Here is a 25,381-nt window from a genome sequence, read left to right as displayed (position 1 = left end):
TTGTTAGGATAAGGATACAGACAAAGAAAGAGGGATGAAAATGAAAAAGGCTATTTATATTGCAATCGGAATCATCGCTGCATCAGCAATCTTTTTGCTGGTGGGATTCAACAAAGGCGAGGCAGTTGCGACTGTCAACGGTACGGCCATAGAGAAAGATGCGCTGTATGAACAAATGATAAAGACAAGCGGTGCTGAAGCACTGGAGCTTATGATATCCGATGAAATCATCCGCCAGGAAGCCGAGAAAGCGGAGATCACCGTGACACAAGATGAAATTGACGCGGAAATGGCAGTATATGAAGAGAATTACGGCGGAGCTGAAGGATTGGCCTCAGCCATCGAAACAAGCGGCATGACAATGGAAGACCTCGAAAATGAAATGGAAACTTATTTGAAAATCGAAAAGCTGATCGGCCCGGATATTGAAATTACGGACGAGGCTATCCAGACCTATTTTGAGGAAAACAAAGCCGCACTCGGCCAAAGCGCAGAAGTGGAGGCCAGCCACATTTTAACCGAAACGAAAGAGCAGGCAGAAGAAGTGGCGAAAAAGTTGGCTGACGGAGGCGACTTTGCAGAACTGGCAGCTGAATACTCCATCGATACAGCGACTGCCGAAAACGGCGGAGAACTGGGCAGCTTCGGTGAAGGGGAAATGGCAGCTGAATTCGAAAAAGCGGCGTTTGCCATGAAGCCGGATGAAATCAGTGAGCCGGTTGAAACAAAATTCGGTTTCCATGTCATCAAAGTGACCGGGAAAACCGAAGCTGCCGAAGCGACATTGGAAGGCAGCAAGGAAAAGATCAAAGAGATTTTATTCGACGAAGCGTTGAACAGCGAATATGCAGCATGGCTTGCAGAAAAACAGGAATCGTATGACATCAAAAATAATTTGAACCAGGGAGGAAATGAATAATGGGTTATTACAATTCACCAGAACCAAAGAAAAAACGCGGCGGTTACTTTGCTTCCAGCTTTTCCGGCCTGCTTGCCGGTGCACTTCTGATCGGCGTAGTGCTTCCCGAATTCACGGATTCGGAAGCGGCAGCGAACAACGAACCGGAGATGGTTCAAACTGAGAGCGATCTCCAAGGGACGACCGACATCGTGACAACCGATATTACCGAAATGGTCGAGAAGACATCCGACGCGGTAGTGGGCGTGACGAACCTGCAGACAGCTCAGCAAAACCCGTTCATTCCGGCTTCCCAAGCGGAATCGAAAGAAGCGGGGACCGGATCCGGTGTTGTCTATAAGAAAGACGGCGATTGGGCTTATATCGTTACCAATAACCACGTCGTCGAAGGCGCTGAAAGTGTCCGCGTGACGCTCGCCGATGGAACAGAGATCGACGCAGAAGTATTAGGAACGGATGTCTGGACCGATTTGGCTGTGTTAAAGGTGGCTTCGGATGAAATCGAAACGGTCGTGGAATTCGGCGACTCTTCGAAACTGCAGCCCGGGGAACCGGCGATTGCAATTGGCAATCCGCTAGGCCTCCAATTCTCAGGGTCGGTGACCGTAGGGGTCATTTCGGGGACTGAGCGCCTTGTCCCAATCGATGTAAACCAGGATGGACGGGAAGACTGGCAGGCGGAAGTGCTACAGACAGATGCGGCAATCAATCCGGGCAATAGCGGCGGCGCCTTGATCAACAGCCAAGGCCAGCTGATCGGCATCAACTCGATGAAAATCGCACAGGATGCTGTAGAAGGCATCGGCTTGGCGATTCCGATCAACGTCGCCATTCCGATCATTGAAGACCTTGAATCGAAAGGCGCGGTCGAACGGCCTTCACTGGGTGTCGCCATCCTTGATCTGGCAGAAGTCCCCCGCGAGTACCAGGAAAGCGAATTGAAGTTGCCGGGTGATGTGACAGGAGGAATCGTCGTCAATGAAGTAGCTCCAGGTTCCGGCGCAGACAAAGCCGGTATTCGGCAATTTGATGTTATTGTAGAATTGGACGGAGAGGCAGTGAACTCCGTACAGGAACTCCGCCAGCATCTGTACACCGAAACCGAAGTGGGCGATACGCTGAAAGCAAAAGCCTACCGGGACGGAAAGCTGATGGAATTCGAAATCGAATTGACCGAAAGCCTTTAATATACAAAAAGGACAGGCCCTGGGGCCTGTCCTTTTCCCTTTTTTATTGTAACAATTACATCAGCGATTAACCGAATAGCCCCCACATGTTTGAATTGATGCCGAAAATAACAATGATCAGCACCACGATGACAAAAATAACAAACCCGATCTGCAGCGGCTTGTAGCCTTTTGTCCGAGGTTCTTCCAAGCCTTCCTTTTGAACTGGAGGGCGCTGCATTGTTTCTTTGTTTTCTTCCATGTATTCCCGTTCTTTCGGATCTTTTTCGCTCATTGTGAATCCCTCCCATTTTCTTTTATCGGTCATATGCGTAAGCAGCGGTACTTATTTGAAAAATTTCTCTTCTTCCTTTTCTTCACGGTTCGTCAATTTTTTCGCCAGCTCTTTACCGAAAAGCGGCGAAGACTTCGGATCGCGGCCGGTAAGGATTTGCTCGTTGCCCCAAACAACGAATTGATCGATGTCCGATTCAGCCTTATAGGTGCCGATTTTGCGCAGTTCATCTTCCAAGCTGAACGGCAGCAGGCCGCGGACTTCTTCCGGTTCCATATCGTTCGGGTATCCTGTAACTTCGAGTCCATCGAGGATGCCGCGGCCGTCTTTCAATTTCGTGTAGACCAAAGGTGCCGGACCGTGGCAGACAGCTGCTACAATGCCGCCCATTTCATATACAACATTGATGATTGTATGCAGATTTTCATCATGCGCCAGGTCGAACATGGCGCCATGGCCGCCGACAATGAAAATGGCATCGTAATCGCTTGCCTGTACATCGACGATTGGTGTTGTCTTGTCGGCAATGCCAGAATCGTACATTTTTTTATATTTGCCTTCCGGATCATATTCTTTGCTGAGACTCATCGGGTCAACGACCGGTTTGCCGCCTTTAGGCGACGCAAGGCCGACGGTATGGCCTGCTTCCTGTAAGGCGAGGATCGGTTCAAAAAGCTCTTCGGCCCACCATCCTGTTACATAATCATTTTCTTCATCAGCGTAGCCGCTTGATAGTACAGCCATTACTTTTGCCATAGTATCTTCCTCCTCGGAGTATCTAATCGTCTATTTGTTCTTTTACCCTCTCAGGCCAACCTGAAACGTACCCAGCATCAGTTGCCGGCTGGCACCGGACATAAAGCGAAATACGGGCTGCAATCCCGAGGACTATTGTAGGAGTTATTCGTTGGTTTACATAATTTGGTTTCCTTGAAGAATTGTTTGGGTATTCATAATAATGCAAATGAAGTATAGATGGAAGGAGGAACGGAAAATGAGCAATAAAGACCCGAACCAAGATCCGGAGAAGTTGGAGCAGGAGAAGAAAAAACAATCCGGTGTGCAATTCAATTCCGGAAACAACGATTCTGATTATGACGGCGGACATCCAGGAAGCAGCTTTGCAGGACAAGAAGAACAATCGTCTGAAGAAAGTGAAGAGCAAGGAACGTTCAATGCTGGGCATAATGACTCGGATTATGACGGCGGCCATCCGGGAGAATCTTTCCCTTCGAAAAAATGACACTTAGCCAATGCAGTGATGTTCAGGATTTTTCATTTTAGACACTATCCAGGAGGTTATGCATATGTTTTTCCATACAGGTGAACTGCAATATCATTCAAAACCGGATGCTCCGGATCCGGTGTTTGCGAAGAAAGTCCAGGAACTGATTGGCGGCCAATTCGGCGAAATGTCCGTAGCCATGCAATACTTATTCCAAGGGTGGAGCACCCGCGGAAATGAAAAATACAGAGATTTGCTGATGGATACCGGAACCCAGGAACTGGGCCATATCGAGCTGCTTGCAACAATGGTTGCGCGTCTTCTCGAAGGGGCGCCTGTCTATGAGCAGGAGAAAGCAGCAAGCGATCCGATCATAGGGGCGATCATGGGCGGCATGAACCCGCAGCATGCCATCGTGCACGGACTCGGGGCATCGCCTAAAGACAGCAATGGTGTTCCTTGGAATGCCGGCTATATTGTGGCGAGCGGGAACCTGTTGGCGGATTTCCGTGCCAACGTCAATGCAGAGTCGCAGGGGCGCCTGCAAGTTGCCCGCCTGTACAGCATGACGGACGACCGCGGCGTCAAGGACCTGTTCTCTTTCCTGTTGGCGCGTGATACGATGCATCAGAACCAGTGGCTTGCAGCCATCAAGGATCTGGAAGCGAAAGAAGGGCCGATCGTGCCGTCGACCGTTCCGCCGGAATGGGAAGCGACCCAATTCTCCCATATTCTTTACACGAATACGGAAACCAGCACAGCATCTCAATTGCCTTGGGTCAGCCAGCCAGCGCCGGACGGCCATCCGATCACTGTCGAAAAACCGGTGCCGATGAGCGAAAAACCGGTACTGAAGCCAGGCCCGAAAGAAGCGCATGATACATTGCCAATGGATAAACCAGAATAAAGGAACAGAGCCTCTTCATGGAAGGGGCTCGTTTTTTTTCGAAGGGGTGAAGGGATGGGCAGCAGACAATGGGTGATGATGCAGGAATGGCATGATTTGCTGTTTTTGCACTGGCCGGTTCCCGCCGGATGGCTTGAAGACCGGATTCCTGAAGAACTGGAATTGGATTTGTTCGATGGAGAAGCTTGGGTCGGCGTAGTGCCCTTCAAAGCGAAAGCAACGCGCTTGCGTTTCGGCCCGCCGATTCCAGGCCTGAAGGAATATCTGGAACTCAATGTCAGGACATATGTAAAATACCATGGACAAGCGGGCGTCTACTTTTTTTCATTGGATGCCGACAGCCCGCTCGCCGTCAGCGCTGCTTCGTTCGGCGGCTTTCTTCCGTACCGGCGCGCGAGCATAGAAATGGAACGGCATGGCAATAAGACAAGCTTCATTAGCCGCTGTACAGAACGTGGGGAGTATCCGGAAGAATTGCGGCTGGAATACAGCCTGGCATCTGGAACCGTAAAAGCCAATCCTTTGGAAATCTGGCTGACCGAACGTTATTGTTTATGGACCAAGCCCAAAACACAGCTTTACCGGGTAGACATCGAACATTCGCCTTGGGAGTTAAACTATATAAAAGGGGAGATCTACCGGAATTCCATGGCGGCATTTCTTCCATATGATCTTCATAGCATTCGCCCGCTTGCGCATTCCGGCGGATCACAAAGGGTCCGTTTTTACCCGCCGGTCCGAGAGAAGACATAAAAAAAGAAAGCGAGAGCTTGTGCTCTCGCTTTCTTTAGGATGTCGAGAAACCGTCGTTAGATAAGTTAATCAAAGAAAAAATTCTTACCCCGCTTCGGCCGCTTAGGGCATGGCTTTCGCCAGGATCCGGGAAAAGCACCCGTCTCATAGCTTCGCCCAGCCCATGGACGCGCCGGCGCTCGTGTCGTTCATAAAAAACTGATAACTCTATCCATTTTAACAGTGCTATCTGAGATATGGAGCAAAACAGCGGAGAAAACCTTACTGCTCCTGTCCCTCGCCCGCGGCAAAGAGATGGCACTAAGGAAGTTTGAGCCATCTCTTTGCGACGAGCGCATAGCGCGCAGGAGCACAGGGATTTTACGCAGCTGTTTTGCGGAATATCGGTTAAGAGACAAGCAATTTATATATTTCTAAACGAGCTGAAAACGCGAAAGCTGGCGCTTTCGCGTTCTTTCTTTTTATTTGCGGTTAGGTTCCTGTTTCAAGGTGTGGGATGTTTCCTTATGCTCCCACAAACGTTTTTTCAGGTAGATATGATAGAACCATTCGCCAGCGGCAATGAGTGCAGCCGAGTAAAGGGCTGGCATGAGCATGGAAGTTTCTGGGTTTTCCACCCAAAGTTCCGCCAACAGCCAAATCAGGACAAAGTCCAATACAAAATCGCCGGCTGTTGCCACTTTATTGGATGTGCGCGGGTAAATGATCAAGTCGCCTACAAAGCCGACAGCGGTCACAACAACACTGATCAGGAAAATATCGAAAATCTCCGTGCCGTACGCAATACCCAAAACGATGAACAGCACAGCAAACACCATCGCAAATTTCATGAGAAGCGCTTCAATGTATTTCATTGGTGACACCTCCTTGCCCGTTGGAGTTTATGGTCGGTCGGTTCCTTTATGAAGAAATAAAGTCTCCGCCATTCACATGGATGGCTTGGCCTGTAACGTACGTTGAGTCATTCGAGGCAAAGTAGACATAGGCCGGCGCAACTTCAGCAGGCTGTCCGCGGCGTTCCATTGGAGTGTCGCCGCCGTGCTTCCCGACTTTTTCCGCATCGAATGTGGCTGGGATGAGCGGGGTCCAGATTGGGCCCGGAGCTACTGAGTTCACTCGTATGCCTTTCTCAGCCAAACTTTGAGACAGGGAGCGGGTGAATGTCGTGATGGCCCCTTTGGTCGATGAATAATCGATCAGTTCAGAGGAGCCGCGGTATGCTGTCACCGAAGAAGTGTTGATGATCGAATCGCCTTTTTGCATATGCGGTACGGCCGCCTGGCTCAAGTAGAACATGCTGTAGATGTTCGTTTCGAATGTTTCCTTCAATTGATCCGGTGTGATCGCCAGGAAATCATCTTGCGGGAACTGCTTGCCTGCGTTGTTGACGAGAATGTTGAGCTGCCCGAATTCAGAAATGACGTCCTGGACCAATTGCCGGCAGTTCTCCACGCTGCTGACATCCGTCGCGGCCTTGAATGCTTTCGCTCCGTAAGATTCAATCGCTTTCACCGTATCTTCAGCGTCCTCGTGTTCATCCAGATAAGCGATGGCCACATCTGCGCCTTCTTTGGCGAACGCTACGGCCACCGCTCGGCCGATGCCGCTGTCGCCTCCAGTGATGAGCGCAACTTTGCCTTTTAATTTGCCGGCGCCTTTGTATTCCTTGTCATCATAGATCGGTTCCGGCGACATTTCCTTCTCGCTGCCCGGCTGTTCAGCCTGCTCCTGCGGCTCCACCTGTTCGTCGATTTTTTCGAATTTATCTTCTGCCATCCTTTATTCCTCCTTTAGAAAGTCATTATGGTATTTATTCCCGGTGGCGGATTGGCTAAACGCCCAAAGGAAGAGAATAAAGAGAAAAAAGGCAGAAAAAAAGAGCGGGGATTCCCGCTCATTGTTGGGCAGTTACAACGCCGCACGCAACCACGGCATCCTCTGAATCATGGACGACGAGCGCAGTTCCGCCTTCTTGCAGAAGGGAGTTTTCTTCGCCGGCTTTCAAGGTCACCCCTTCAGCTGCCAGCTCTTCCGAGACGGTGCCTTCGCCTGAGGCTTCGACTTCAGGAAGTTCGCTTCCTAATGGCTCTCCGACAGTTTCGAATTCCGGTGCTTCGCATTTGCCTTCGTCATGGAATTGGACTTTATAGGTGCCTTCGTCCAAGCCTTCGAGATCGAGCTTCACTGCTACTGCGCCCTCCTCATCTTCGAGCTCGGCCGTTCCGTTCGCATTGCCGTCGCTATCCATCATTTCGACCGTCACAAACATCAATTCTTCACTTGAACCTTCACCGGCATTGTCCTCGGCTTCTTCGCCTTCCGGAGCAGGCTCGCTGTCTTCATCCACTTCTTCGTCTTCCACTTCCGTTACCCCGTCAGCATCTGTCGGCGGCTCTTCTTCCGTATTGCCGCAGGCTGCCAACATCAATAAGAATCCCAATACGAACACAAGCAGGAGCCATTTCTTCATCACGGTTCATCTCCTCATAAAGTAGGATGTTATTCCCTCATTACACATATTTTTGAGGGGATAAACACGTTTTTGACAAGACGCATCTTTTGTAGGAGGAAAAACTTCCGGAATCAGCGGGCTTTGGCGCGTTTGCGCATTCCCGCAAGATAAAGGGCGCCGAGCAGCAAGAAAATCAGTGTCGTCAGCAGGGAGATAGTGAAGAAAGGCGGACGGTAAACCAGTTCGACTTCGTTCATGCCTTTTTCGATCGGCACTCCCATAAATGCATAATTGGCTTTTTCGATCGGTACGCGTTTGCCGTTGACCTTCGCGGACCAGCCCCGTTCATAAGGAATGGAAAGCGCCAGGAACGGGTCGGCTGCTGCATTATCAAATTGCAGGGAAACCCGGCTGCCGTCCATTTGCAGGTTGCGCAGTCCGGATTCTTCGGCTGCCTGCCTTTTCAGGATGTCGTAAGGCTCCTGGAAAATTTGGATGTCCTCTACTTCATAAGTGCCTTCAGGCATCCGGATCTGGATGGTTTCATCTGCAGGGATGCGGATGGTCAGATCGTCAATGTAGGTCCGGTAGATGGAATCATTCGCTTTCCGCGAGGTTTCAAAGCCGTTCACATCCAATGGGAATCCGGTGCCCGGCGAAGGGTTTTCTAAGTGGAATGAAACATACAGATCGCCATCGTTAAAGGCAGGGCCTTCATTGACCAGATCGATCCCTCCGGTTTCGCTGTCCACTTGAAGCCGTCTGTCCTGGTAAACTGCATCGACCGGTTCGATGCGATAGTCCGAGGTTACTTCTGTCGCTTTGGGCAATGGCGAAACGGCTTGGCCGCCGTCCAGCACGATGCCGGTCAGCATGGCATGTTCACGGATGAGCGGGTGGGAGCCGTCCAGCTGGCGTTCTTGGTAGATATTTGAAGCCGGCCGTGCAAATGGCAGAGGGTAGCGGTTCTTATAAGCCGTGAAATGCTCTGAAGACGCTATTTCCGTGAAGCCATAGGGGACATTCGGGTCTCCCGTTTCCTTGATGGCATAGTCTCCCTGCAGCAAGCTGTGGAGATTGGCGCGGTTGCCGAGGCCGGCGTAGCGGCTGACGCTTTCCCGGCCCATGTCAATTTCCAGATCGTACAGGTAAAAATACAAGAGATTTTTGTTCAGAATGCTGGAATAAGCACTCAACCCCCGGAAATCCTGGACTAGCGGCGTGTTGTTGCGGACGCCTTCCATCCAGTCGATGCGATAAGGCCCGCCATCTTCCTGGCGGCGGATTTCCTGCAGCAGGCCGCGGATTTCAGGGTCGTCGTATTCTTCTCCAGTCAGCAAGTCCTGGCTGACAGCATCGATTCCGCCGGCATCCAAAATGTTTTCGACCTGGTAGACATTCGTGAAAACCGCCTGGCTCACCAGGATAAAGCCGGCGAGCAGCCACTTGGCTGCGGGGCGTTTCCAACGGGCCGCAGCGTAGAGCAAAAAGATTGCGGCAATCAGCAAGGCGAGGGCCAGCATCGTCCAGGGTGCTTCGGGCTCGAAGGCAGGATCGATGAATGCTGCCAGCAAATAGGCTGCAATCGCCAGAAGAGCGGCTAGTGCGAATTGCCGTTCTGTAACCGTATGAAGCTTGCTGAGCCCTGCAGCTATGGCGCCTCCGGCAGCGAGCGCGAGAAAATATTCCCAGCGATATTGCGGCGCGGAAAAACCGTTGAACGCACTTGCGGCCATCGGGCTGAAATGAAGAACGATCCCGATGAGCCCGAGTACGGCAAAAAAACGGAACAGCCGGTCCCGGTAAAGGGAGGAGGAGAACAGGAAAAGCACAAAGATGGCCGGCAAAATGATGAACCGGCTGGTGAACAACACATTGTCCGTAAAATCGACCCATTCAGTATCCTGCTGGAACGGCGGGCGGTGGTTGTTCAAATAAGCGTAGACCGCCGGAATGAACGAAACGGCGCTGATGCCGAAGCCGAGCAGTCCGGCAAGCAGAAAGTGGCCGGCTGCTTTGGCACGGTGAATTTCCTTGCCGGCAAGGGGAATAAAAAAGCGGACCGCAATGTAAATGCCGGTGAGCAGGAAATTGATATAGGAAAAATAGAAATTATCGAACAAGGAAATGGAAACCCCGATCAAAAACCAGCCCGGTTTTTGTTCGCGGAAGATTTTTTCAACACCGAAAAGCAGGAGCGGCAGCCAGAGGTATGCATCGGCAAAAAAATCCCAATAGACGGCATGCCGGAAATACATGCCGGATATGCCGTAGACCGCCGCACCGACAAAAGCCGGGGCGCGGGCTGCGCCTATATAAGAAAAGAACTTGGAAGCTGCAAACAGCACGAACGTCAGCCGGACGATGCTGATAAAAACTGCGGCATTCGCCCAGAACAGGATGTCCGGGGGAGCGAGGATGCCGGCTGATTCCAGCCCGAAAACCACAGCTGCGGTGGCCAGAAAGAAAATCGAGGTTGAGAAATAATAGGACAGTTCACTGAATGTCCCGGCACCCAATCCGAAATCGAACGAATAAAAAAATTCCCCGTCCGTGTACTGTTCATACAGCAGCTTCTTGAACGGCAGGATCTGTGACAGGCCATCATTGATGCCGGTCATAAAGTGGTTTTGGCTCCACTGGTATAAAAACACTGCGTGCCCGGCAACGGCCATAGCCAGGCAGCTAGCTAGCAAGATGAAATTAGGGGCATTCCTTCGCATGCTTTCACCGTCTTTTGGGTTATTTTGTGCGGGCCGGATGCTTCATGATTTTGCTGGATACGAGAAACGTGATAGGAATCGTAAACAGCACGGCAGCAAACGGCGCGATATTGCTGTCGATTTTCAGGAATTCAACGAAGATGAAAATCAGGCTTGTGGAAACCGACATATTGACGACCTGAGTCAGCGGAAACAGCAAGTACTTCCGGAGTGTCGGCTTCACTTTATACGTAACGTAAGAGTTCAGGAAGAAAGAAACATTCAGCGAAATGATGAATCCGATGATATGGGCGAGCAGGTACGGCATCGAGAAAACATTATGGAGCAGCAGATAGATGGCGTAGTAAGTCATGGTATTGATGACGCCTACTGCAATGAAGCGGGTAAATTCGGTATTCAGCCTATTAAGGTTCATCGTATTCCTCCGCATTGCTGATGTCGATCAGGAAGTTCGGCCGGCGCTTGGTTTCATTGTAGATGCGGCCGACATATTCCCCGATGACGCCCAAACTGATCAATTGGATTCCGCCGAGGAACAGGATGGACGATATGGTCGTGAAATAGCCCGGCGCTCCGATGCCTTCAGTCATGATGTCATAAAATGTGATGCCGATATAGATGATCGACAGGAACAGAATGACGAACCCAGTGTAAAAGCAGACGCGCAGCGGCTTCAAGTTGAAAGAAATGATGCCGTCGATGCCGTAGTTCACGAGGTTGCCGAACGACCATTTGGACTGGCCGCCGGCGCGCGTCACATTTTCATAGGAGATGATCTTCTTGCTGAGTCCGATCCAGGAATACAAGCCCTTTGAAAAGCGGTTGCTTTCACTCAGCTGTAAAATGGCATTGATAGCTTTCCGGCTGAGCAGGCGGAAGTCGCCTTCGCCGTCCGCCAAGTCGACATCCGTGATCGAATTCACCAGTTTGTAATAAAGGACGGAAAACACTTGGCGGATTTTCTTGTCGCCGGTGCGTGAGCGTTTTGCCACCACTTGATGGTAGCCTTCCTCGTATCCGCGCACCATCTGACCGATCAGTTCCGGCGGATGCTGGAGATCCCCATCCATCAAAATAGCGGCATCGCCCCTGATGCGTTTCAAGCCGGCAAACAACGCAGCTTCTTTTCCAAAGTTGCGGGTCAGCGATATATATTTAACGCCTTCGAAGCGTTCGGCAAGCGCCAGGATCTCCTGGAGTGTGCCGTCGGACGAACCGTCGTTGATAAACATGATTTCATAATTGAATGGGAGCGGCTTCAACTCCTCGATCAGCCTCTCGTACATGTAGGTGATGTTCGCTTCTTCGTTATAGACCGGTACGACAATCGAAAGCAGCTTCACCTTCAGGACCCCCTTTGCAATGGATAGGTTATATTTTGCCTGCTGATTATGTTTACCCGACCCTCAGGAAGAGTATGCCTCATTGAGGGGAAGTGCTGTGCATTTCTATTTTACGAAATGGCGAAACTTTCCGGGCCGGCAAACGTATATACTTGTATCGGCCAAAATCCGGGACGCGCCGCAAACTCCATCCCATCTGATAAAGACGGCATGGAGTGGACGGAAGTTCGCCCGCGTTTTTAAAAGACGCGGCAATAGCCGTTAATAATTGAAATTTTCCGGATTTACAAATACTATTATAAAGAGTACATAAAGATGAATGGAGAGTGCAAAAGATGGCTATCAATCTTGTAAAAGGTCAGAAAATCGATTTGACAAAAGGACGTTCATCTCTATCAAGCATCATGGTCGGCCTCGGCTGGGACCCTGTAGAAACAAAAAAGAGCGGAGGCTTCCTGAGCGGCTTGCTTGGCGGAGGGGGCGGAGGCGGAGCTGATGTGGATTGTGACGCTTCAGTCATCCTGCTTGATGAAAACGGCAAGCTCCAGGGCAAAGAGAACCTGATCTATTTCGGCAATAAAAAAAGCAAGGACGGCAGCGTCGTCCATTCAGGCGATAACTTGACAGGCGCCGGCGAAGGCGATGACGAAACGATTCAGATCGATCTAAGCAGGATTTCACCATCGGTCCACCGCTTGGTGTTCGTGGTCAACATCTATAATGCGAAACAGAAAAAACAGGATTTCGGCATGATCCAGAATGCTTTTATCCGTCTGGTGGATAACCAGTCGAAAGAAGAGCTGATCCACTACAACTTGACTGAAAACTATGCCGGTAAAATGTCATTAATCCCAGGCGAGCTATACCGCCAGGGCTCTGAATGGAAGTTCTCTGCAATCGGCGAAGGCACTGTAGACCCGGATATCGGTTCAATTGCAAACAAATACGCATAAGGAGTGAAGGAATAATGGCAATCAATTTATCAAAAGGACAGAAAGTGGACTTAACAAAATCAAATCCAGGATTAACGAACGTAATCGTAGGTCTTGGCTGGGATACAAACAAGTATGACGGAGGACAGGACTTTGACCTTGATTCTTCTGTGTTCCTATTGAACTCAAGCGGCAAGGCTTCTTCTGAAGCGGATTTTGTTTTCTATAACAATACAATTGGCGCAGGCGGTGCTGTTGAGCATACGGGCGACAACAAGACGGGTGAAGGAGACGGCGACGATGAGCAAGTGAAAGTGAACTTGTCTACTGTTCCTGCTTCGATCGAACGCGTTACATTTGCCATTACGATCCATGATGCAGAAACGCGCGGGCAGAATTTCGGCCAAGTCAGCAACTCTTATGTGCGCATCGTAAACGGCGACACGAACGAAGAGTTGATCCGCTACGACTTAGGAGAAGATTTCTCTATCGAAACGGCAGTTGTCGTCGGCGAACTTTACCGCCACAACAATGAATGGAAATTTAATGCGATCGGCAGCGGCTATCAAGGCGGCCTCGGTTCTCTTGTTAAGGATTTTGGATTGGACGCTTAATGGGAAAGTAAAAAAGCAAGGGGTTTATCTCCTTGCTTTTTTAGCCTTTTACCGGCAATTTACTTTATGTGCGCCAGCTTTTGCAGCAGGCCGGGAGGAAACAATTTATGAGACATTTTGGTGCAATGACCGATTCTGATTTAAAGACTTTTTTTAAATATTCCCCGGCAGAATTCAACCGAGATGCAGAACGGGAAACACTGGGGCTCGCCTTGGGCGCAGCACTTTATACACCGGGCACACGACCGGATTTCGGAAGCAAGATCCTGTCCGGGCAGTACAGCCGCGGGGCATTCGCCGGTCTGACAACTTTGATTGTCTGCCTAGAGGATGCTGTGGCGGATTCGGAGCTTTTAGCCGCCGAACAGAATGTCGTGGCGCAGTTTAAATTATTGGAAAAAGCGTCGCCTTACCAGTTGGCGGAAGCACCGGCGCTTTTTTTGCGCGTCCGGGATGCAGCGCAGCTCTATAAGGTCGCTTCTTTATGCGGCCGTTCATTCGGCGTCCTGACCGGCATCGTTTTTCCAAAATGCCTTCCGGAACTGCTGCCCGCTTTTTTTGAAGCGCTGGACCGGGCAAGTGAAAGCGCGGGGCGGATGCTTTATGCGCTTCCCTTGCTGGAAACGAAAGAGGTGCTGTATGCGGAATCGCGTGAACGGACTTTGCTCGAGCTCCATCAGCTATTGCGCAGAGAATTGCACCGTGTACTGACAGTCCGGGTAGGAGCTACCGACTTCTCGAGTCTTTACGGCCTGCGACGCCCAGCGGAACGGACGATTTACGACGTCCAGGTCATCCGCGATTGCCTGACGGACGTGCTGAACCAGTTCGGCCGTGCAGAAGACGGCTTTACGGTTTCCGGACCGGTCTATGAACATTTTTCAACCGGCTCCAATGGCTGGCTGGCCACCGTGCCCGAACAGATGCTATGGGAAGAAGTGCAGCTCGATGTGCTGAACGGATTCAAGGGGAAGACCTGCATCCATCCCTCCCAGATTTCCATCGTCAATGCCGGGCATATTGTGTCGCATGAGAGTTTCACAGATGCATCACTTATCCTGGCGGAGAGCGGAACCCGGAACGGCGTCCTGCAGAGCCCGAAGCGCAACAAGATGAACGAAGTGAAACCGCATTTAAGCTGGGCGCGGAAGATAGCAGCCCAGGCGGAGATTTATGGGGTGCTGAATGAGAATTTTAAACCGATCGATGTTATCAACCACATCCGATCAAGCCAATTATCAAAACAATTATAAATTATGGGACCGGCTCGATTTGTCGGTTGCCGTAGACGAGACATACAAAGGGCTTCCTGTGGAAGCCCTGTTCTCAATGGCGATCCGGGTCAATAAAAAGCGGCAGTTTCTTTTTGTCAGCAAGCTGATCGCCAAGCACTTAGCGGTCAATCCCGTGCTGGCACTCGGAACCGGTACTTTGCTCGCCTCTTTGCTGATGGAGAAATCGGGCATTGCCCCGCCTCCGCAAGTGGACGAGTTGGCGCAGATGGTCGGCAGCGGCGCTTCAGATGCCGGGCTGATGAGGTCGGCGATGGAGTACCGGGTGGCGTTGCCGGAAAAGACGCTGTTTATCGGAATGGCTGAAACGGCAACAGGCCTTGGACATTCTGTTTTCCAGCATTTTACAAATTCCTTCTACATCCATACCACGCGTGAAGATATTGCCGGCCTCACCCCTTCGTTTGTCTTCGAAGAAGAGCATTCCCACGCAACTTCCCATCGCGTTTATGCTCAAGAAGGGATATTGGAAGATGCTGAAGCCATTGTCCTGATAGACGATGAAATCTCGACCGGCAACACATTGGTGAATCTGATCAAAGCGCTGGATAGCCAATTTCCCGGGAAATCCTATACTTCGTTGTCCATCCTGGATTGGAGAAGCCCGGCGCAGCAACAGAACGTGGCTGTTCTGGGAGCGGAAAGGGGAATTGGCATCTCCGTGCTTTCCCTGGCGTCAGGCCAATTCGAACTGCATCATGGATCTTCGCCGGACGATGGCGGCCTCGTGAATCTCCGCGGCCAAAGTTCAGCGGAGCTGGCGGAAGCGGACCATGCCGGAGAATTGCCGCATGTATCGGAAACCGGCCAGCGGTATCTGCCGTTGACCGGCAGATTCGGCCTGTCGAGCGCAGAGCATTTGGGCATTGATGGCTGGGCACTCCGAACGGCAGAATTGCTACAAAGCGCTGAAGGAGAGAAGCCGCTGGTGATCGGCATCGGTGAGAATATGTATTTGCCGCTCCGGCTGGCTTTTGAATTGAGCGGCGAGGCGCTGGTGCAGACCACGACCCGCAGCCCGATTTTTGCTGCCGATGAGGAAGGCTATCCGATTAAAGGAAAAGCGGAATTTGTCTTGCCGGATTCAGCAGGGGTTGCCCAATTTATTTACAACCTGGATTTTCTCGATATAACAAAAATTTATTTGGTAGCTGAATCGGTTGCCGATCCATCTGCATGGGAGCCGCTTTTGGCGTATCTCGAACAGAAAGCCCCAGTGGAATGGATTTCATTGACGAAAGTAAAAAGGAGGGGATCTGCCGGATGAATCGTGTCGAAGGATTAGTGAAAACAAGTTATCCGAAAGAAGACATCACTTTTTTACTGAAAGATGTAACCGAAGATTTTATGGAAAGCACCCTTGAAGAACGGGAGCGGGCCGTCCAGTCGGGAGCGCATTATGCAGAGCGCTTGCCAATTGAATATAAACCGTCAAAGGAATATACGCGCTTGTACCATTCAACGGTGGAAAAAACGAAGGGACGCTTGGGATATCTGGTAGGTCTGGTGGCACGGCGGATTCATCTGAATGCCAAAACGGACGATATTGTGCTCGTCTCCCTTGCGCGTGCGGGAAGCCCGATCGGCATTTTAATCCGGCGCTATGCCCAGCATGAAATGGGTCTCGACTGGCCGCATTACAGCGTATCCATTTTACGAGATAAAGGAATCGACAATAAAGCGCTGCAGGCCATCCATCAAGACCATCCGAACAGCCGGATCCAGTTTGTCGACGGCTGGACAGGGAAGGGTGCAATCCAAAAAGAATTAACTAAAGCGGTACAAAGCTTGAACAATGAAAAAGGCTGGAACCTGAAAGACGACATGGCCGTGCTGGCCGATCCGGGAGCATGTGCTGTGCTGTTCGGTACACGAGACGATTTTCTGATACCCAGCGCATGCCTAAATGCGACAGTATCGGGGCTGGTCAGCAGAACTATCCTTAACGACCGCTACGTTGGAGAAGATGATTTCCATGGGGCGAAATTCTATGCAGAAATGCTCGATGAAGATTTGTCCAATGACTTTGTCGACCAGGTGGCTGGAACGTTCAGGGATTCTGCGGCTGCAGTAGAGCGGGATGCAGCGGAACTGCCTGTCACAATGGAACGGACTTGGCAGGGAATGAAGGAAGTTGAGAAAATTGGCGACAGGCTTTACAGCGAACAGGATTACCACTTGATTAAACCGGGTGTCGGTGAAACGACACGCGTGCTGCTCCGCCGAAGCCCTTGGAAAGTATTTGTGCGCAACCTGGATCATCCGGATATCCAGCATATATTGATCCTTGCCAAAGAGAAGGGCGTACCTGTTGAAGAAGTGCCTAAGCTCTTTTATCGGGCTATCGGGCTTATCAGATCGGGGAAAGAGATATGAAGCTTTTATTTGCCAGCGACTTGGACCAGACCTTGATTTATTCCCGCCGGTCGATGGGGTCCGAAGTAAGCGAAGAGGAATTGAAGGAAGTGGAACGCTTCGAAGGCAATCCGCAATCTTTCATGACCGAGAAAAGCCAAGAGGCACTTTGGAACCTGAACGAAAGCAAGGCGGCTTTCTTTTTGCCAGTGACGACAAGAACCCAAGCCCAGTATGAACGGGTGACCGGAATTTATAAAGGAGATGAGCCGCCCGAATATGCAGTTATCTCCAATGGCGCAGTCATTCTGGAGAACGGCGTGCCGATCCGTGAATGGTCGGATCGCATCCGGAAGCAATGCGTCAGCCAGAAGACGATCATCCAGGAACTGATGCCGGAAGTCGAGCGCCATTTCTCGGAGGAATGGGTGCTGCGCGTGCGTGAAGCCGATGACTGGTTCGTCTATTTGATCATCGACCGCGAGCGCTTCCCGGAAGAAAACCTCGGCTTCTACACCGAGACATTCCGGAAGCTCGGCTGGGAGATGTCCCTCCAAGGGCGCAAGCTTTACCTAATGCCGGAGAGCATCACGAAAGCCGGGGCGATGGAATATGTCAAAGAGCGCATCCAGGCCGATTACGTCATCGCCGCCGGGGATTCGCTCCTTGACCTCTGCCTTCTCGAAAGCGCAGACGTCGGCATACTTCCGGCGCACGGGGAAGCCGCCCGGAGCGATGTCCCGATGCCGGAACATATTGAAATCACAGAGAACCAGGGAATAAAAGCCGGCGAAGAAATTCTTGAACGCCTTGCCGAAGTTTCCTGCCAGTTTGATAAATAAGGAGGGATTCCCATGGTTCAACTGCATCCGGTCCGCGTAAGAACGTGGGATCCGGAAAAATTGGGCGATTGGTTCAAGAAACCGTTGGCCGATCATCCCGAAACAAAAGTGGAAGAAGAAACCCTGACGTATCCGCAACTTCTCGGCCAACTGGTCGGCATGCCGCTGGATAAAGATGATTACTTCGCATCCATCTACGATTTGCTGGAAGAGTCAGGCGGACGGTTGATCCGGCTGTCAGGCAGCTTGAACAAGCAGATTTCCCCCGAGCGCCTGCGGAGCCTGCAGGATTTGTTCGAAGTGAACATCAAGGAACGGGGGCTGTCGCCGAACCGCATCGTTGCGTTCCTTGATGGCAAAGGGCTGCTGCCAAGGCTGAAGGATGCAGGATTGAACCGGCGGCTTCGCCTCGTCATGATCGATATCCTGAAGGAGTTCCAGGCACAGTCCGGCGGCAGCACGACACATTCGTCGTTCCGGCGTATTTCGACAGACTTGGTGAAATGGACGTTCAATCATATCGAGCCGGAGCTGGAAAAGCTGTCGCTTGAAAAGGGCCTTCCGGGCTTTCTCTGGTATGGAACGACGACGGAAAGCGAGAAGTGGTTTTTGAAATTTGCAGCTGCCTACGGTTTCCATCTCGTGGTTTTCGATCCGGAAGGCAAGCAATGGCTGGAAGACGCCGCCGGCGAAAAAGAGCTGCCGACCTATAGCTTCCAGATCACCGCTGATTCGGTGCCTCCGTTTCCGGAGGAGAAGCCGCAGCGCGTCGGGACCGTCGCTTACCGGGCGACCCAGGAAGTGGAGCGGCTTTTGCACCACGATGATTCTGGCCTTTATAAACCTTTCCAATTCAAATCTTATCTGACCAAATCCATCCATTTAAAGACGACGCTCGATGAAGCGTTCATCCTGGCCAAGGAGCGTGCGATGGTGCGGCCGTCCTTTGCGGTCGAGCGGGGAAGCGTTATCATACCCGTCGTCTTTTCGAAAATCATGGGGATTGAAAGGGACCGCCGGCGCTTTTGGGATAATATCCACAGTTTGACCGACCGGGAAGACACGCTGCTGATCCGCAGTTTTCCGTTTATCGAAGAACGAAAAGGCAACCAGCAATTCCATTATCGCGGAGCGCTCGACCCAAATGGCCGCCTTGATCCCGAAAAGATGAAATCGGCCAATTGGTGGAAATACGGCAAGCTGCCGAGCGGCGTTCAGACAGCGCTTTGCGAAGCAATTGCGCGCCATGTGGAAAAGCCGCTGCTGACGCCGCAGAACAACGAATCGTTTGAGGATCTGCAGCTTTATGCTTTTTCCCAATCGATGTCCTTACCGGATTCTGTAATCAAACTGATCCAGCAATTCGATTATCCGCAGTTCGTGCCCACGCTGCTTTTCTACAACGAAGAAAAAGACGGCGAATTAAGCCGCGCCGACGCCAATGCCATTGCGTTGATCCACACGTTCGGCCTCGATGTCATCATCATCAACCCGCAGGGGCACCAGGACATCGAACGCTGGATCGATATGGAAGCAATCGATACGCATTGGCTTGATGACAGAAGCTACGACGAACCATACAGAGAACCGTCAGTGGTCAAAAAGATTTTCAGAAAGTGGCTGTAACCATAAAAGGAGGGAAAATAGATGAACACAATGCCTGATCAAATTGAACAGCAAGAGTTGGCGATGCAGAACGAAAACGAATTGAAGGTCCAGTTGAAAAAAGATCCGGAAGTGCTCCAACTGGCTTCGAAAATCAATCCAAAAAACCAGATAGAACTTTTGGAATTCGGCCGTGAACCGGCAAACGAGATTTCCGCCTTCACAGGCAAAGTCCTGAACACCGTCCAAGCAAACAGCATGGAGGAATCCAGCGAATTGCTGAAGCAGCTCGGGAAAATCATGGACAAATTCGATAAAAAGGATTTTGTTGAAAAGAAAGGCTTCCTTAGCAGAGTCTTCAATAAAGGCAATAAGGTCATCGAACAATTGTTTAATAAATACCAGACAATGGGCACTGAAATTGATAAAGTCTATGTCGAGATTACAAAGTACGAGACGGAAATGAAGAAATCCACGACGACTTTGGAAGAACTGTACGACAAAAACTTCCAGTATTTCATGGAACTCGAAAAATACATCGCTGCAGGGGACATCAAAGTGGAGGAACTGAAACAGCAATTGCCGGACGTACAGGCAAAAGCGGAAAGCGGCAACCAGATGGCTTTGATGGAGCTGAACTCCTTGCAGAACGCGATTGAATTGCTTGAACAGCGCATCTACGATCTGGAAATGGCGAAACAAGTGTCCTACCAATCGGCACCGCAGATCCGCATGCTTCAGCGAGGCAACACGAAGCTCATCGGCAAGATCAACTCCGCGTTCGTCACGACGATTCCGATCTTCAAAACCGGCCTGATCAATGCCATTGCAGCCAAGCGCCAGAGCCTGGTGGCGGAAGGAATGAACGAACTGGACCGACGCACCAATGAAATGCTGCTGAAAAATGCCAATGATATTTCGCGCCAAAGCGTAGATATCGCGCGCATGTCCGGCCAGCCGAGCATCAAGATCGAAACAATCGAACAGACATGGGAGACCATCATGCAAGGCATGAACGATACGCGGGCAATTGAAGATGAAAACCGCAAAATGCGCGAGCAAGGCCGTCTGCGGATCGAAGAATTGCAGAAGAAATACGAAGAGACTCAGCGAAAAGCCAATTAATCGAAGGAGGAACTTTACATGTCATCAATTAATTTAACAAAGGGCCAGAAAATCGATTTAACAAAAACCAATCCCGGATTGACCAAAGTCCTTGTAGGATTAGGGTGGGATACGAATAAATACAGCGGCGGCGGAGATTTCGACTTGGATGCATCGATTTTCCTGGTGGCTGAAAATGGCAAATCCCGAGGGCCGGAAGATTTCATCTTCTATAATAATCTGACTGGGGGCAACGGATCCGTCGTTCACACAGGCGACAACCTGACAGGTGAAGGGGAAGGGGACGATGAGCAAGTGATTGTCGATTTGCCGAATGTACCTGCTGATATCCATAAAGTGGTATTTACAGTCACCATCCACGAAGCGGAAAGCCGTGGCCAGAACTTCGGTCAAGTGTCAAATGCCTTTATCCGTGTAATGAATGAAAGCACGAGCCAGGAAATCCTGCGCTATGACCTGGGCGAGGACTTTTCCATCGAAACCGCATTGGTGGTCGGCGAACTTTACCGCCACGGCGGCGAGTGGAAATTCAACGCCATCGGAAGCGGATACCAAGGTGGCCTTGCAGCACTTGTCAACGATTTCGGTTTAGGTTAATACAATACTGCATGATAAACGCCCGTCATCAATTGACGGGCGTTTTTTTATTCTATAAGTTTTTGTCAGCCAGCAGTATTGCTTGCAGCAGGACATTTGCGCTTTGCTCAATATCTTCCGGCAGGCTGAGTTCTGCTGGATTGTGGCTGATTCCGCCGATGCTCTTCACAAACACCATAGCGGCTTTCCCAAGGGTGGCGATATGCATGGCATCGTGCCCTGCCATGCTGGGCATGACGGAGTAAGGGGTATCTGAAGCATCCGCTGCTTGTTTCAGAAGATCAATCAGCTTTCTATCAAATTCACATTCTTGTGTATCGTAGAAGTTCTGGGCGGAAACTGAAACATTGTAGTTGGTAGCAATGGACTCGAATGATTGGCGAATGGATTTGGCTAATGATTCGCGCTCGAGCTTATCAGCCGAACGAACCTCAAGTATAAATTCAACTTTTCCAGGGATAATATTGGCGGAATTCGGAAATACATCAAATTTGCCGACGGTGGCCACAGCATCTGTTTGAAGAGCTTTAGCCGCTTTTTGCACCGCTGCCGCCATTTCGCCTGCAGCGGCTAAGGCATCGCTGCGCTCAGACATCATAGTGGTGCCGGAATGGTTCTGTTCCCCCGTAACAATCACGGCATCTCGGTAAATGCCGACGATTCGGTCGACAATGCCTAGGGGCAGCCCTTCTTTTTCCAACTTTCTGCCTTGCTCGATGTGCAGTTCAAAAAAGGCAGCAAATGAATTGTTTTCAGCAGGAGAAATCTTGTTTAAATTCCCTCCGGCTCTCTTAATAGCATCGGTCAGCTTTATTCCTTCGCTATTCTCAGCTTTGCTTAAGTCAGCAGCGGATATTTTCCCTGCAAGCGCCCGACTCCCCAATGTGGCGAAGTTAAAGTCGTTCGCCTCTTCTGCTGTGAAAGACACGATCTTCAATGGATGGTGGAGCCGTTGTTTATGGTCGAGCAAAGTCCGCACGATTTCTTTTCCTGTAAGAACGCCTAGTGCACCATCAAATTTTCCTCCATTTGGCACGGTATCAAGATGGGAGCCGATGAGAATCGGCTTATTTTTAGTACCGTCCCCCTCAAATGTTCCCCAGATATTAGCGGCAGCATCTATTTCCAAGTCCATTCCAAGTTCCTTTAGTTGATCGGCAAAAATCTGCCGAACTTCAAAATCGGCTTTACTGAAACAGGTTCTGCTGACGCCTCCGTCAGGCTGAGATCCATACTTAGCAAAGTTTTCAATATCAGCCATCAATCTTTCAATATTTATTTTCATGTGCCATCATCCCTTCTTTATTAATATCGTTCAATAGTAACATAATTTTTTAACAATTGAGATTACTTCACATGTCTTTTTCAATTTATGATATCCTCAAAAAGAAGGCCATACATAAAAGGAGGATGAGTATTTCATGGTGAATATAGAACATATAAAAGAAATACGGAGAACCTTGCACCAGAACCCTGAACTGGGTGGGGAGGAATGGGAAACGTCCAAATTGATACAGGAAGAATTAAAGAAAGCGGGAATTCCTTTTAAAACTGGATTTGCAAAAACAGGCGTCCTCGGAATCATCGAAGGCGGAAGGGAAGGGGGAACAGTTGCACTCCGAGCGGATATCGATGCACTGCCAATCTCCGAAAAAACGGATGTGGAATTTAAATCGAAAGCGGAAGGGAAGATGCACGCTTGCGGCCACGATGCACATACATCGATGCTGCTTGGAACAGCAATTAAGCTGAAAGGCATGGAGGCAGGGTTGCCCGGAAGAGTTCTTCTGGTGTTCCAACCGAATGAAGAAGCTTCACCAATCGGCGGTGCCCGGCCGATGATGGATGATGGGGTGTTTGAAGAATTCAAACCGGATGTCATTTTCGGGCAACACGTCTGGCCTGATCTTCCTGTCGGCCAAATTGGCGTAAGAGACAGGGAAATGATGGGTGCCTCAGACACCATCTCCTTCAACATCAAAGGTGCTGGAGGACATGCCAGCATGCCGCATCAGGGAAAGGATGCAATTGTCATCACCGCTGAATTCATTTCTTCGCTGCAGTCGGTCGTGAGCCGAAATATCAACCCGCTTGATTCTGCAGTGGTAACAATCGGAACCATCAATGGCGGCTATCGCTATAATGTCATCGCAGACAATGTGGAATTGAAAGGCACGGTCAGAACTTATTCCAAAAAAGCAAAAAGTACTGTCAAACGAAGAATGGAAAACTTGGTCCGAGGATTTGAAACTGCCTATGAAGTGGAAATCGATTTCAAATACGTGGATGGGTATGATGCGACAATCAACACTCCTCAATGGGCCGGTCTTGTACGGGAAAGTGCCGTGCATGGCTTAGGGCCGGATGCAGTTCCCGAAGTGGAACCGTCAATGGCGGGCGAAGATTTCTCGAGATTCTTGGCAGAAATTCCAGGTGCCTTTTACTGGCTTGGATGTGCCAAAGAAGGCGCAGAGAGTTCGAAGCCTTTGCATGATCCTGAATTTTTCTTTAATGAAGACGCCCTCGAAGTCGGCATCAATACGATGGTCGATGTTACGGTGAATGCATTGGAAATATTGGGAAATCCGAACGATGATAAATAAAAATTAATAAAACTATCGGATTTTGTTGATTTATTTTTTGTTTGTTGTATATAATGTTCACAAGTTGCATAAATATACTTTTTAGGAGGTTGGAAATGAAAAAGCCGGAAGAGAATACTAAACAGGGCGGAATATTTATAAGATTCCTTAACTCGGTCGAAAAGATAGGGAATAAGCTGCCCGATCCATTCATGATTTTTGTTTACTTGGCAATTGCAGTCATTATCGGTTCGTTTATTTTCAGTTTGTTCGATGCATCTGTCGTCCATCCCGGGACAGGAGAAACATTATCAATTCAAAATTTAATATCGTGGGCGGGTCTGCAATACATTGTCACTTCCATGCTGACAAACTTTACCGGTTTCGCCCCGCTTGGGACCGTCCTTGCAGTAATGCTGGGGATTGGCCTTGCGGAAAAAGTAGGTCTTTTGGAAATGGCCATCCGGAAGACGATCTTAAAAGCACCTAGATCAATGGTTACATACGCGATCGCTTTTGTAGGAATCATGGGGAATATTGCTTCTGATGCTGCCCAAATCCTGATTCCGCCGCTTGCGGCAATGGTATTCTATAAAGTCGGGCGCCACCCGCTTGCCGGCCTTGCAGTTGGATTCGCGAGTGCAGGTGCAGGATTCACCGCGAACTTGCTGATTGTCGGAACAGATGCATTGCTTTCTGGGATTTCTACGGAAGCGGCGGCCATCTTGAATGATCAACTCATCGTTACGCCTGCTGATAACTGGTACTTCAACATTGTTTCTGTATTTGTTCTCACAGTTGTAGCAGCATTGGTTACGGAAAAAATCATCGAGCCGAAGCTCGGCAAGTACGAAGGCGATATGGTCATCGATGTGGGTGCTGAAGAACACCCGAAAGCGAATAAAGGCCTGCGTAATGCCGGCCTTGCCCTTCTTGCTTATCTTGCAATCCTGGCGCTGCTTGTCTTTTTGCCGGGCTCATCGCTTCGCAACGAAGAAGGCGGCCTGATTCCTTCGCCGCTTCTTACAGGGATTGTTCCGGTCATCCTCGGGATGTTCATCGTTTTAGGTGTCGCTTACGGGAAAACTGTGGGAGTCATCAAAACTTCCCGTGACGCAGTCGGTTTTATGGCCGATTCGATTAAAGATATGTCCGGATTTATCGTCCTGATTTTTGCGGCTTCCCAGTTTATCGCCTATTTCACTTTCACTAATATTGGTACTTGGATAGCTGTAAACGGTGCCGAGCTGTTGACCCAAATCAATTTCACAGGTATTTACTTGATTGTCGGCTATATTCTTTTCACAGCATCATTGAACTTCCTGATTACATCCGGTTCTGCGAAATGGGCTTTGGAAGCACCAGTATTTATTCCGCTGTTCATGCAGTTAGGCTACCATCCGGCGTTTACCCAGATGGCTTACCGCATCGGAGATTCTTCGACGAATATTATCACTCCTTTGAACCCATATTTCATCGTTGTTCTGTCATTCTTGAGAGAATACGATAAAAAGGCGGGAATGGGGACGCTGATTTCATTGATGATTCCCTATACCTTGTCATTCCTGGTTGTTTGGATCATCATGTTCCTAATCTTCTTCTACACAGGGCTACAATACGGTCCTGGAATTACACCATATTTGTAAAAAAATGG

Annotated in this window: 25 protein-coding genes; 16 read left to right on the top strand and 9 right to left on the bottom strand. The window is 50.0% G+C overall.

Going from position 1 to position 25,381, the window contains the following annotated elements; translation table 11 throughout:
- Positions 1-40 precede the first annotated feature (40 nt).
- Together ACTL32_RS16880 and ACTL32_RS16875 are read left to right on the top strand one after the other, a co-directional pair.
- A complete protein-coding gene (locus tag ACTL32_RS16880) occupies positions 41-919 on the top strand; it encodes a peptidylprolyl isomerase (RefSeq protein WP_441342559.1) in 879 nt (292 codons plus the stop codon).
- The gene (locus ACTL32_RS16875) at positions 919-2,106 is read left to right on the top strand and encodes a S1C family serine protease (protein ID WP_441342558.1); all 1,188 of its coding nucleotides are present in this window, start codon (positions 919-921) and stop codon (positions 2,104-2,106) included. Before ACTL32_RS16880 ends, ACTL32_RS16875 begins: the two co-directional genes overlap by 1 nt.
- A gap of 67 nt (positions 2,107-2,173) precedes the next feature.
- Here ACTL32_RS16875 and ACTL32_RS16870 read toward each other — a convergent pair whose 3' ends face one another.
- Together ACTL32_RS16870 and ACTL32_RS16865 are read right to left on the bottom strand one after the other, a co-directional pair.
- Positions 2,174-2,380, bottom strand: coding sequence for a hypothetical protein (locus ACTL32_RS16870; RefSeq protein ID WP_441342557.1), 207 nt, complete (start codon positions 2,378-2,380; stop codon positions 2,174-2,176).
- A gap of 51 nt (positions 2,381-2,431) precedes the next feature.
- Positions 2,432-3,136, bottom strand: a complete 705-nt coding sequence (locus ACTL32_RS16865; RefSeq protein ID WP_441342556.1) for a type 1 glutamine amidotransferase domain-containing protein — start codon at positions 3,134-3,136, stop codon at positions 2,432-2,434.
- Between the two features lie 238 nt (positions 3,137-3,374).
- Between ACTL32_RS16865 and ACTL32_RS16860 the strand changes: the two genes are divergently transcribed.
- The 3 genes from ACTL32_RS16860 (at position 3,375) to ACTL32_RS16850 (ending at position 5,265) form a co-directional block, all read left to right on the top strand.
- Positions 3,375-3,623 carry a hypothetical protein gene (locus ACTL32_RS16860; RefSeq protein WP_441342555.1) on the top strand — a complete coding sequence of 83 codons (249 nt, stop codon included), beginning with the start codon at positions 3,375-3,377 and terminating at the stop codon, positions 3,621-3,623.
- 64 nt (positions 3,624-3,687) lie between these two features.
- Positions 3,688-4,512: a manganese catalase family protein gene (locus ACTL32_RS16855; protein WP_441342554.1), complete on the top strand. Its 825-nt coding sequence runs from the start codon at positions 3,688-3,690 to the stop codon at positions 4,510-4,512.
- Positions 4,513-4,566: 54 nt separating this feature from the next.
- Positions 4,567-5,265, top strand: a complete 699-nt coding sequence (locus ACTL32_RS16850; RefSeq protein WP_441342553.1) for a YqjF family protein — start codon at positions 4,567-4,569, stop codon at positions 5,263-5,265.
- A gap of 461 nt (positions 5,266-5,726) precedes the next feature.
- Here the strand turns inward: ACTL32_RS16850 and ACTL32_RS16845 are convergent, their stop codons facing one another.
- The 6 genes from ACTL32_RS16845 to ACTL32_RS16820 form a co-directional block, all read right to left on the bottom strand.
- Positions 5,727-6,119 (bottom strand): DUF2512 family protein, encoded by a 393-nt coding sequence (locus ACTL32_RS16845; protein WP_441342552.1) that lies wholly within the window; start codon positions 6,117-6,119, stop codon positions 5,727-5,729.
- A gap of 46 nt (positions 6,120-6,165) precedes the next feature.
- A complete protein-coding gene (locus ACTL32_RS16840; protein WP_441342551.1) occupies positions 6,166-7,041 on the bottom strand; it encodes an SDR family oxidoreductase in 876 nt (291 codons plus the stop codon).
- Between the two features lie 118 nt (positions 7,042-7,159).
- Positions 7,160-7,735 (bottom strand): superoxide dismutase family protein, encoded by a 576-nt coding sequence (locus ACTL32_RS16835; protein WP_441342550.1) that lies wholly within the window; start codon positions 7,733-7,735, stop codon positions 7,160-7,162.
- A gap of 113 nt (positions 7,736-7,848) precedes the next feature.
- Entirely contained in the window at positions 7,849-10,440 is a 2,592-nt protein-coding gene (locus ACTL32_RS16830; protein WP_441342549.1) for a YfhO family protein, read from the bottom strand.
- 19 nt (positions 10,441-10,459) lie between these two features.
- The gene (locus ACTL32_RS16825) at positions 10,460-10,855 is read right to left on the bottom strand and encodes a GtrA family protein (RefSeq protein ID WP_441342548.1); all 396 of its coding nucleotides are present in this window, start codon (positions 10,853-10,855) and stop codon (positions 10,460-10,462) included.
- Positions 10,845-11,789, bottom strand: a complete 945-nt coding sequence (locus ACTL32_RS16820; protein ID WP_441342574.1) for a glycosyltransferase family 2 protein — start codon at positions 11,787-11,789, stop codon at positions 10,845-10,847. Before ACTL32_RS16820 ends, ACTL32_RS16825 begins: the two co-directional genes overlap by 11 nt.
- Before the next feature lie 329 nt (positions 11,790-12,118).
- Between ACTL32_RS16820 and ACTL32_RS16815 the strand changes: the two genes are divergently transcribed.
- The 9 genes from ACTL32_RS16815 (at position 12,119) to ACTL32_RS16775 (ending at position 21,145) form a co-directional block, all read left to right on the top strand.
- Positions 12,119-12,736, top strand: a complete 618-nt coding sequence (locus ACTL32_RS16815) for a TerD family protein (protein ID WP_204891303.1) — start codon at positions 12,119-12,121, stop codon at positions 12,734-12,736.
- A gap of 14 nt (positions 12,737-12,750) precedes the next feature.
- Complete coding sequence (locus ACTL32_RS16810) at positions 12,751-13,329, top strand: TerD family protein (protein ID WP_441342547.1); 579 nt, start codon at positions 12,751-12,753, stop codon at positions 13,327-13,329.
- 107 nt (positions 13,330-13,436) lie between these two features.
- Positions 13,437-14,582 carry an HpcH/HpaI aldolase/citrate lyase family protein gene (locus ACTL32_RS16805; RefSeq protein ID WP_441342546.1) on the top strand — a complete coding sequence of 382 codons (1,146 nt, stop codon included), beginning with the start codon at positions 13,437-13,439 and terminating at the stop codon, positions 14,580-14,582.
- Complete coding sequence (locus ACTL32_RS16800) at positions 14,515-15,888, top strand: phosphoribosyltransferase family protein (protein ID WP_441342545.1); 1,374 nt, start codon at positions 14,515-14,517, stop codon at positions 15,886-15,888. The genes ACTL32_RS16805 and ACTL32_RS16800 overlap by 68 nt, the downstream gene beginning before the upstream one ends.
- Positions 15,885-16,997: a cysteine protease StiP family protein gene (locus ACTL32_RS16795; protein ID WP_441342544.1), complete on the top strand. Its 1,113-nt coding sequence runs from the start codon at positions 15,885-15,887 to the stop codon at positions 16,995-16,997. Before ACTL32_RS16800 ends, ACTL32_RS16795 begins: the two co-directional genes overlap by 4 nt.
- The gene (locus ACTL32_RS16790; RefSeq protein WP_441342543.1) at positions 16,994-17,818 is read left to right on the top strand and encodes an HAD family hydrolase; all 825 of its coding nucleotides are present in this window, start codon (positions 16,994-16,996) and stop codon (positions 17,816-17,818) included. The genes ACTL32_RS16795 and ACTL32_RS16790 overlap by 4 nt, the downstream gene beginning before the upstream one ends.
- A gap of 12 nt (positions 17,819-17,830) precedes the next feature.
- Complete coding sequence (locus ACTL32_RS16785) at positions 17,831-19,444, top strand: YceG family protein (RefSeq protein WP_441342542.1); 1,614 nt, start codon at positions 17,831-17,833, stop codon at positions 19,442-19,444.
- Positions 19,445-19,465: 21 nt separating this feature from the next.
- Entirely contained in the window at positions 19,466-20,548 is a 1,083-nt protein-coding gene (locus tag ACTL32_RS16780) for a toxic anion resistance protein (protein WP_441342541.1), read from the top strand.
- 18 nt (positions 20,549-20,566) lie between these two features.
- Positions 20,567-21,145 (top strand): TerD family protein, encoded by a 579-nt coding sequence (locus tag ACTL32_RS16775; protein WP_441342540.1) that lies wholly within the window; start codon positions 20,567-20,569, stop codon positions 21,143-21,145.
- Between the two features lie 52 nt (positions 21,146-21,197).
- Here the strand turns inward: ACTL32_RS16775 and ACTL32_RS16770 are convergent, their stop codons facing one another.
- Positions 21,198-22,430, bottom strand: coding sequence for a Zn-dependent hydrolase (locus ACTL32_RS16770; RefSeq protein ID WP_441342539.1), 1,233 nt, complete (start codon positions 22,428-22,430; stop codon positions 21,198-21,200).
- A gap of 136 nt (positions 22,431-22,566) precedes the next feature.
- Here ACTL32_RS16770 and ACTL32_RS16765 point away from each other — a divergent pair, with 136 nt between their 5' ends.
- Both ACTL32_RS16765 and ACTL32_RS16760 read left to right on the top strand, forming a co-directional pair.
- The gene (locus ACTL32_RS16765; RefSeq protein WP_441342538.1) at positions 22,567-23,748 is read left to right on the top strand and encodes a M20 metallopeptidase family protein; all 1,182 of its coding nucleotides are present in this window, start codon (positions 22,567-22,569) and stop codon (positions 23,746-23,748) included.
- 95 nt (positions 23,749-23,843) lie between these two features.
- On the top strand, positions 23,844-25,373 hold the full coding sequence (locus ACTL32_RS16760; protein WP_441342537.1) for an AbgT family transporter: 1,530 nt from the start codon (positions 23,844-23,846) through the stop codon (positions 25,371-25,373).
- Positions 25,374-25,381 lie beyond the last annotated feature (8 nt).

The organism is Planococcus sp. FY231025 (assembly GCF_052078085.1).
Taxonomy (GTDB): domain Bacteria; phylum Bacillota; class Bacilli; order Bacillales_A; family Planococcaceae; genus Planococcus.
This window is presented reverse-complemented; position numbering and strand designations above follow the sequence as displayed.

Bases quoted from the DNA above. Each gene is read 5' to 3' on its own strand.
- ACTL32_RS16805 (WP_441342546.1), top strand. From the start codon at position 13,437: ATGAGACATTTTGGTGCAATGACCGATTCTGATTTAAAGACTTTTTTT.
- ACTL32_RS16865 (WP_441342556.1), bottom strand. From the start codon at position 3,136: ATGGCAAAAGTAATGGCTGTACTATCAAGCGGCTACGCTGATGAAGAA.
- ACTL32_RS16800 (WP_441342545.1), top strand. From the start codon at position 14,515: ATGAGAATTTTAAACCGATCGATGTTATCAACCACATCCGATCAAGCC.
- ACTL32_RS16810 (WP_441342547.1), top strand. From the start codon at position 12,751: ATGGCAATCAATTTATCAAAAGGACAGAAAGTGGACTTAACAAAATCA.
- ACTL32_RS16775 (WP_441342540.1), top strand. From the start codon at position 20,567: ATGTCATCAATTAATTTAACAAAGGGCCAGAAAATCGATTTAACAAAA.
- ACTL32_RS16840 (WP_441342551.1), bottom strand. From the start codon at position 7,041: ATGGCAGAAGATAAATTCGAAAAAATCGACGAACAGGTGGAGCCGCAG.
- ACTL32_RS16850 (WP_441342553.1), top strand. From the start codon at position 4,567: ATGGGCAGCAGACAATGGGTGATGATGCAGGAATGGCATGATTTGCTG.
- ACTL32_RS16795 (WP_441342544.1), top strand. From the start codon at position 15,885: ATGAATCGTGTCGAAGGATTAGTGAAAACAAGTTATCCGAAAGAAGAC.
- ACTL32_RS16845 (WP_441342552.1), bottom strand. From the start codon at position 6,119: ATGAAATACATTGAAGCGCTTCTCATGAAATTTGCGATGGTGTTTGCT.
- ACTL32_RS16790 (WP_441342543.1), top strand. From the start codon at position 16,994: ATGAAGCTTTTATTTGCCAGCGACTTGGACCAGACCTTGATTTATTCC.
- ACTL32_RS16780 (WP_441342541.1), top strand. From the start codon at position 19,466: ATGAACACAATGCCTGATCAAATTGAACAGCAAGAGTTGGCGATGCAG.
- ACTL32_RS16830 (WP_441342549.1), bottom strand. From the start codon at position 10,440: ATGCGAAGGAATGCCCCTAATTTCATCTTGCTAGCTAGCTGCCTGGCT.
- ACTL32_RS16855 (WP_441342554.1), top strand. From the start codon at position 3,688: ATGTTTTTCCATACAGGTGAACTGCAATATCATTCAAAACCGGATGCT.
- ACTL32_RS16770 (WP_441342539.1), bottom strand. From the start codon at position 22,430: ATGAAAATAAATATTGAAAGATTGATGGCTGATATTGAAAACTTTGCT.
- ACTL32_RS16825 (WP_441342548.1), bottom strand. From the start codon at position 10,855: ATGAACCTTAATAGGCTGAATACCGAATTTACCCGCTTCATTGCAGTA.
- ACTL32_RS16870 (WP_441342557.1), bottom strand. From the start codon at position 2,380: ATGAGCGAAAAAGATCCGAAAGAACGGGAATACATGGAAGAAAACAAA.
- ACTL32_RS16765 (WP_441342538.1), top strand. From the start codon at position 22,567: ATGGTGAATATAGAACATATAAAAGAAATACGGAGAACCTTGCACCAG.
- ACTL32_RS16860 (WP_441342555.1), top strand. From the start codon at position 3,375: ATGAGCAATAAAGACCCGAACCAAGATCCGGAGAAGTTGGAGCAGGAG.
- ACTL32_RS16815 (WP_204891303.1), top strand. From the start codon at position 12,119: ATGGCTATCAATCTTGTAAAAGGTCAGAAAATCGATTTGACAAAAGGA.
- ACTL32_RS16785 (WP_441342542.1), top strand. From the start codon at position 17,831: ATGGTTCAACTGCATCCGGTCCGCGTAAGAACGTGGGATCCGGAAAAA.
- ACTL32_RS16875 (WP_441342558.1), top strand. From the start codon at position 919: ATGGGTTATTACAATTCACCAGAACCAAAGAAAAAACGCGGCGGTTAC.
- ACTL32_RS16760 (WP_441342537.1), top strand. From the start codon at position 23,844: ATGAAAAAGCCGGAAGAGAATACTAAACAGGGCGGAATATTTATAAGA.
- ACTL32_RS16835 (WP_441342550.1), bottom strand. From the start codon at position 7,735: ATGAAGAAATGGCTCCTGCTTGTGTTCGTATTGGGATTCTTATTGATG.
- ACTL32_RS16880 (WP_441342559.1), top strand. From the start codon at position 41: ATGAAAAAGGCTATTTATATTGCAATCGGAATCATCGCTGCATCAGCA.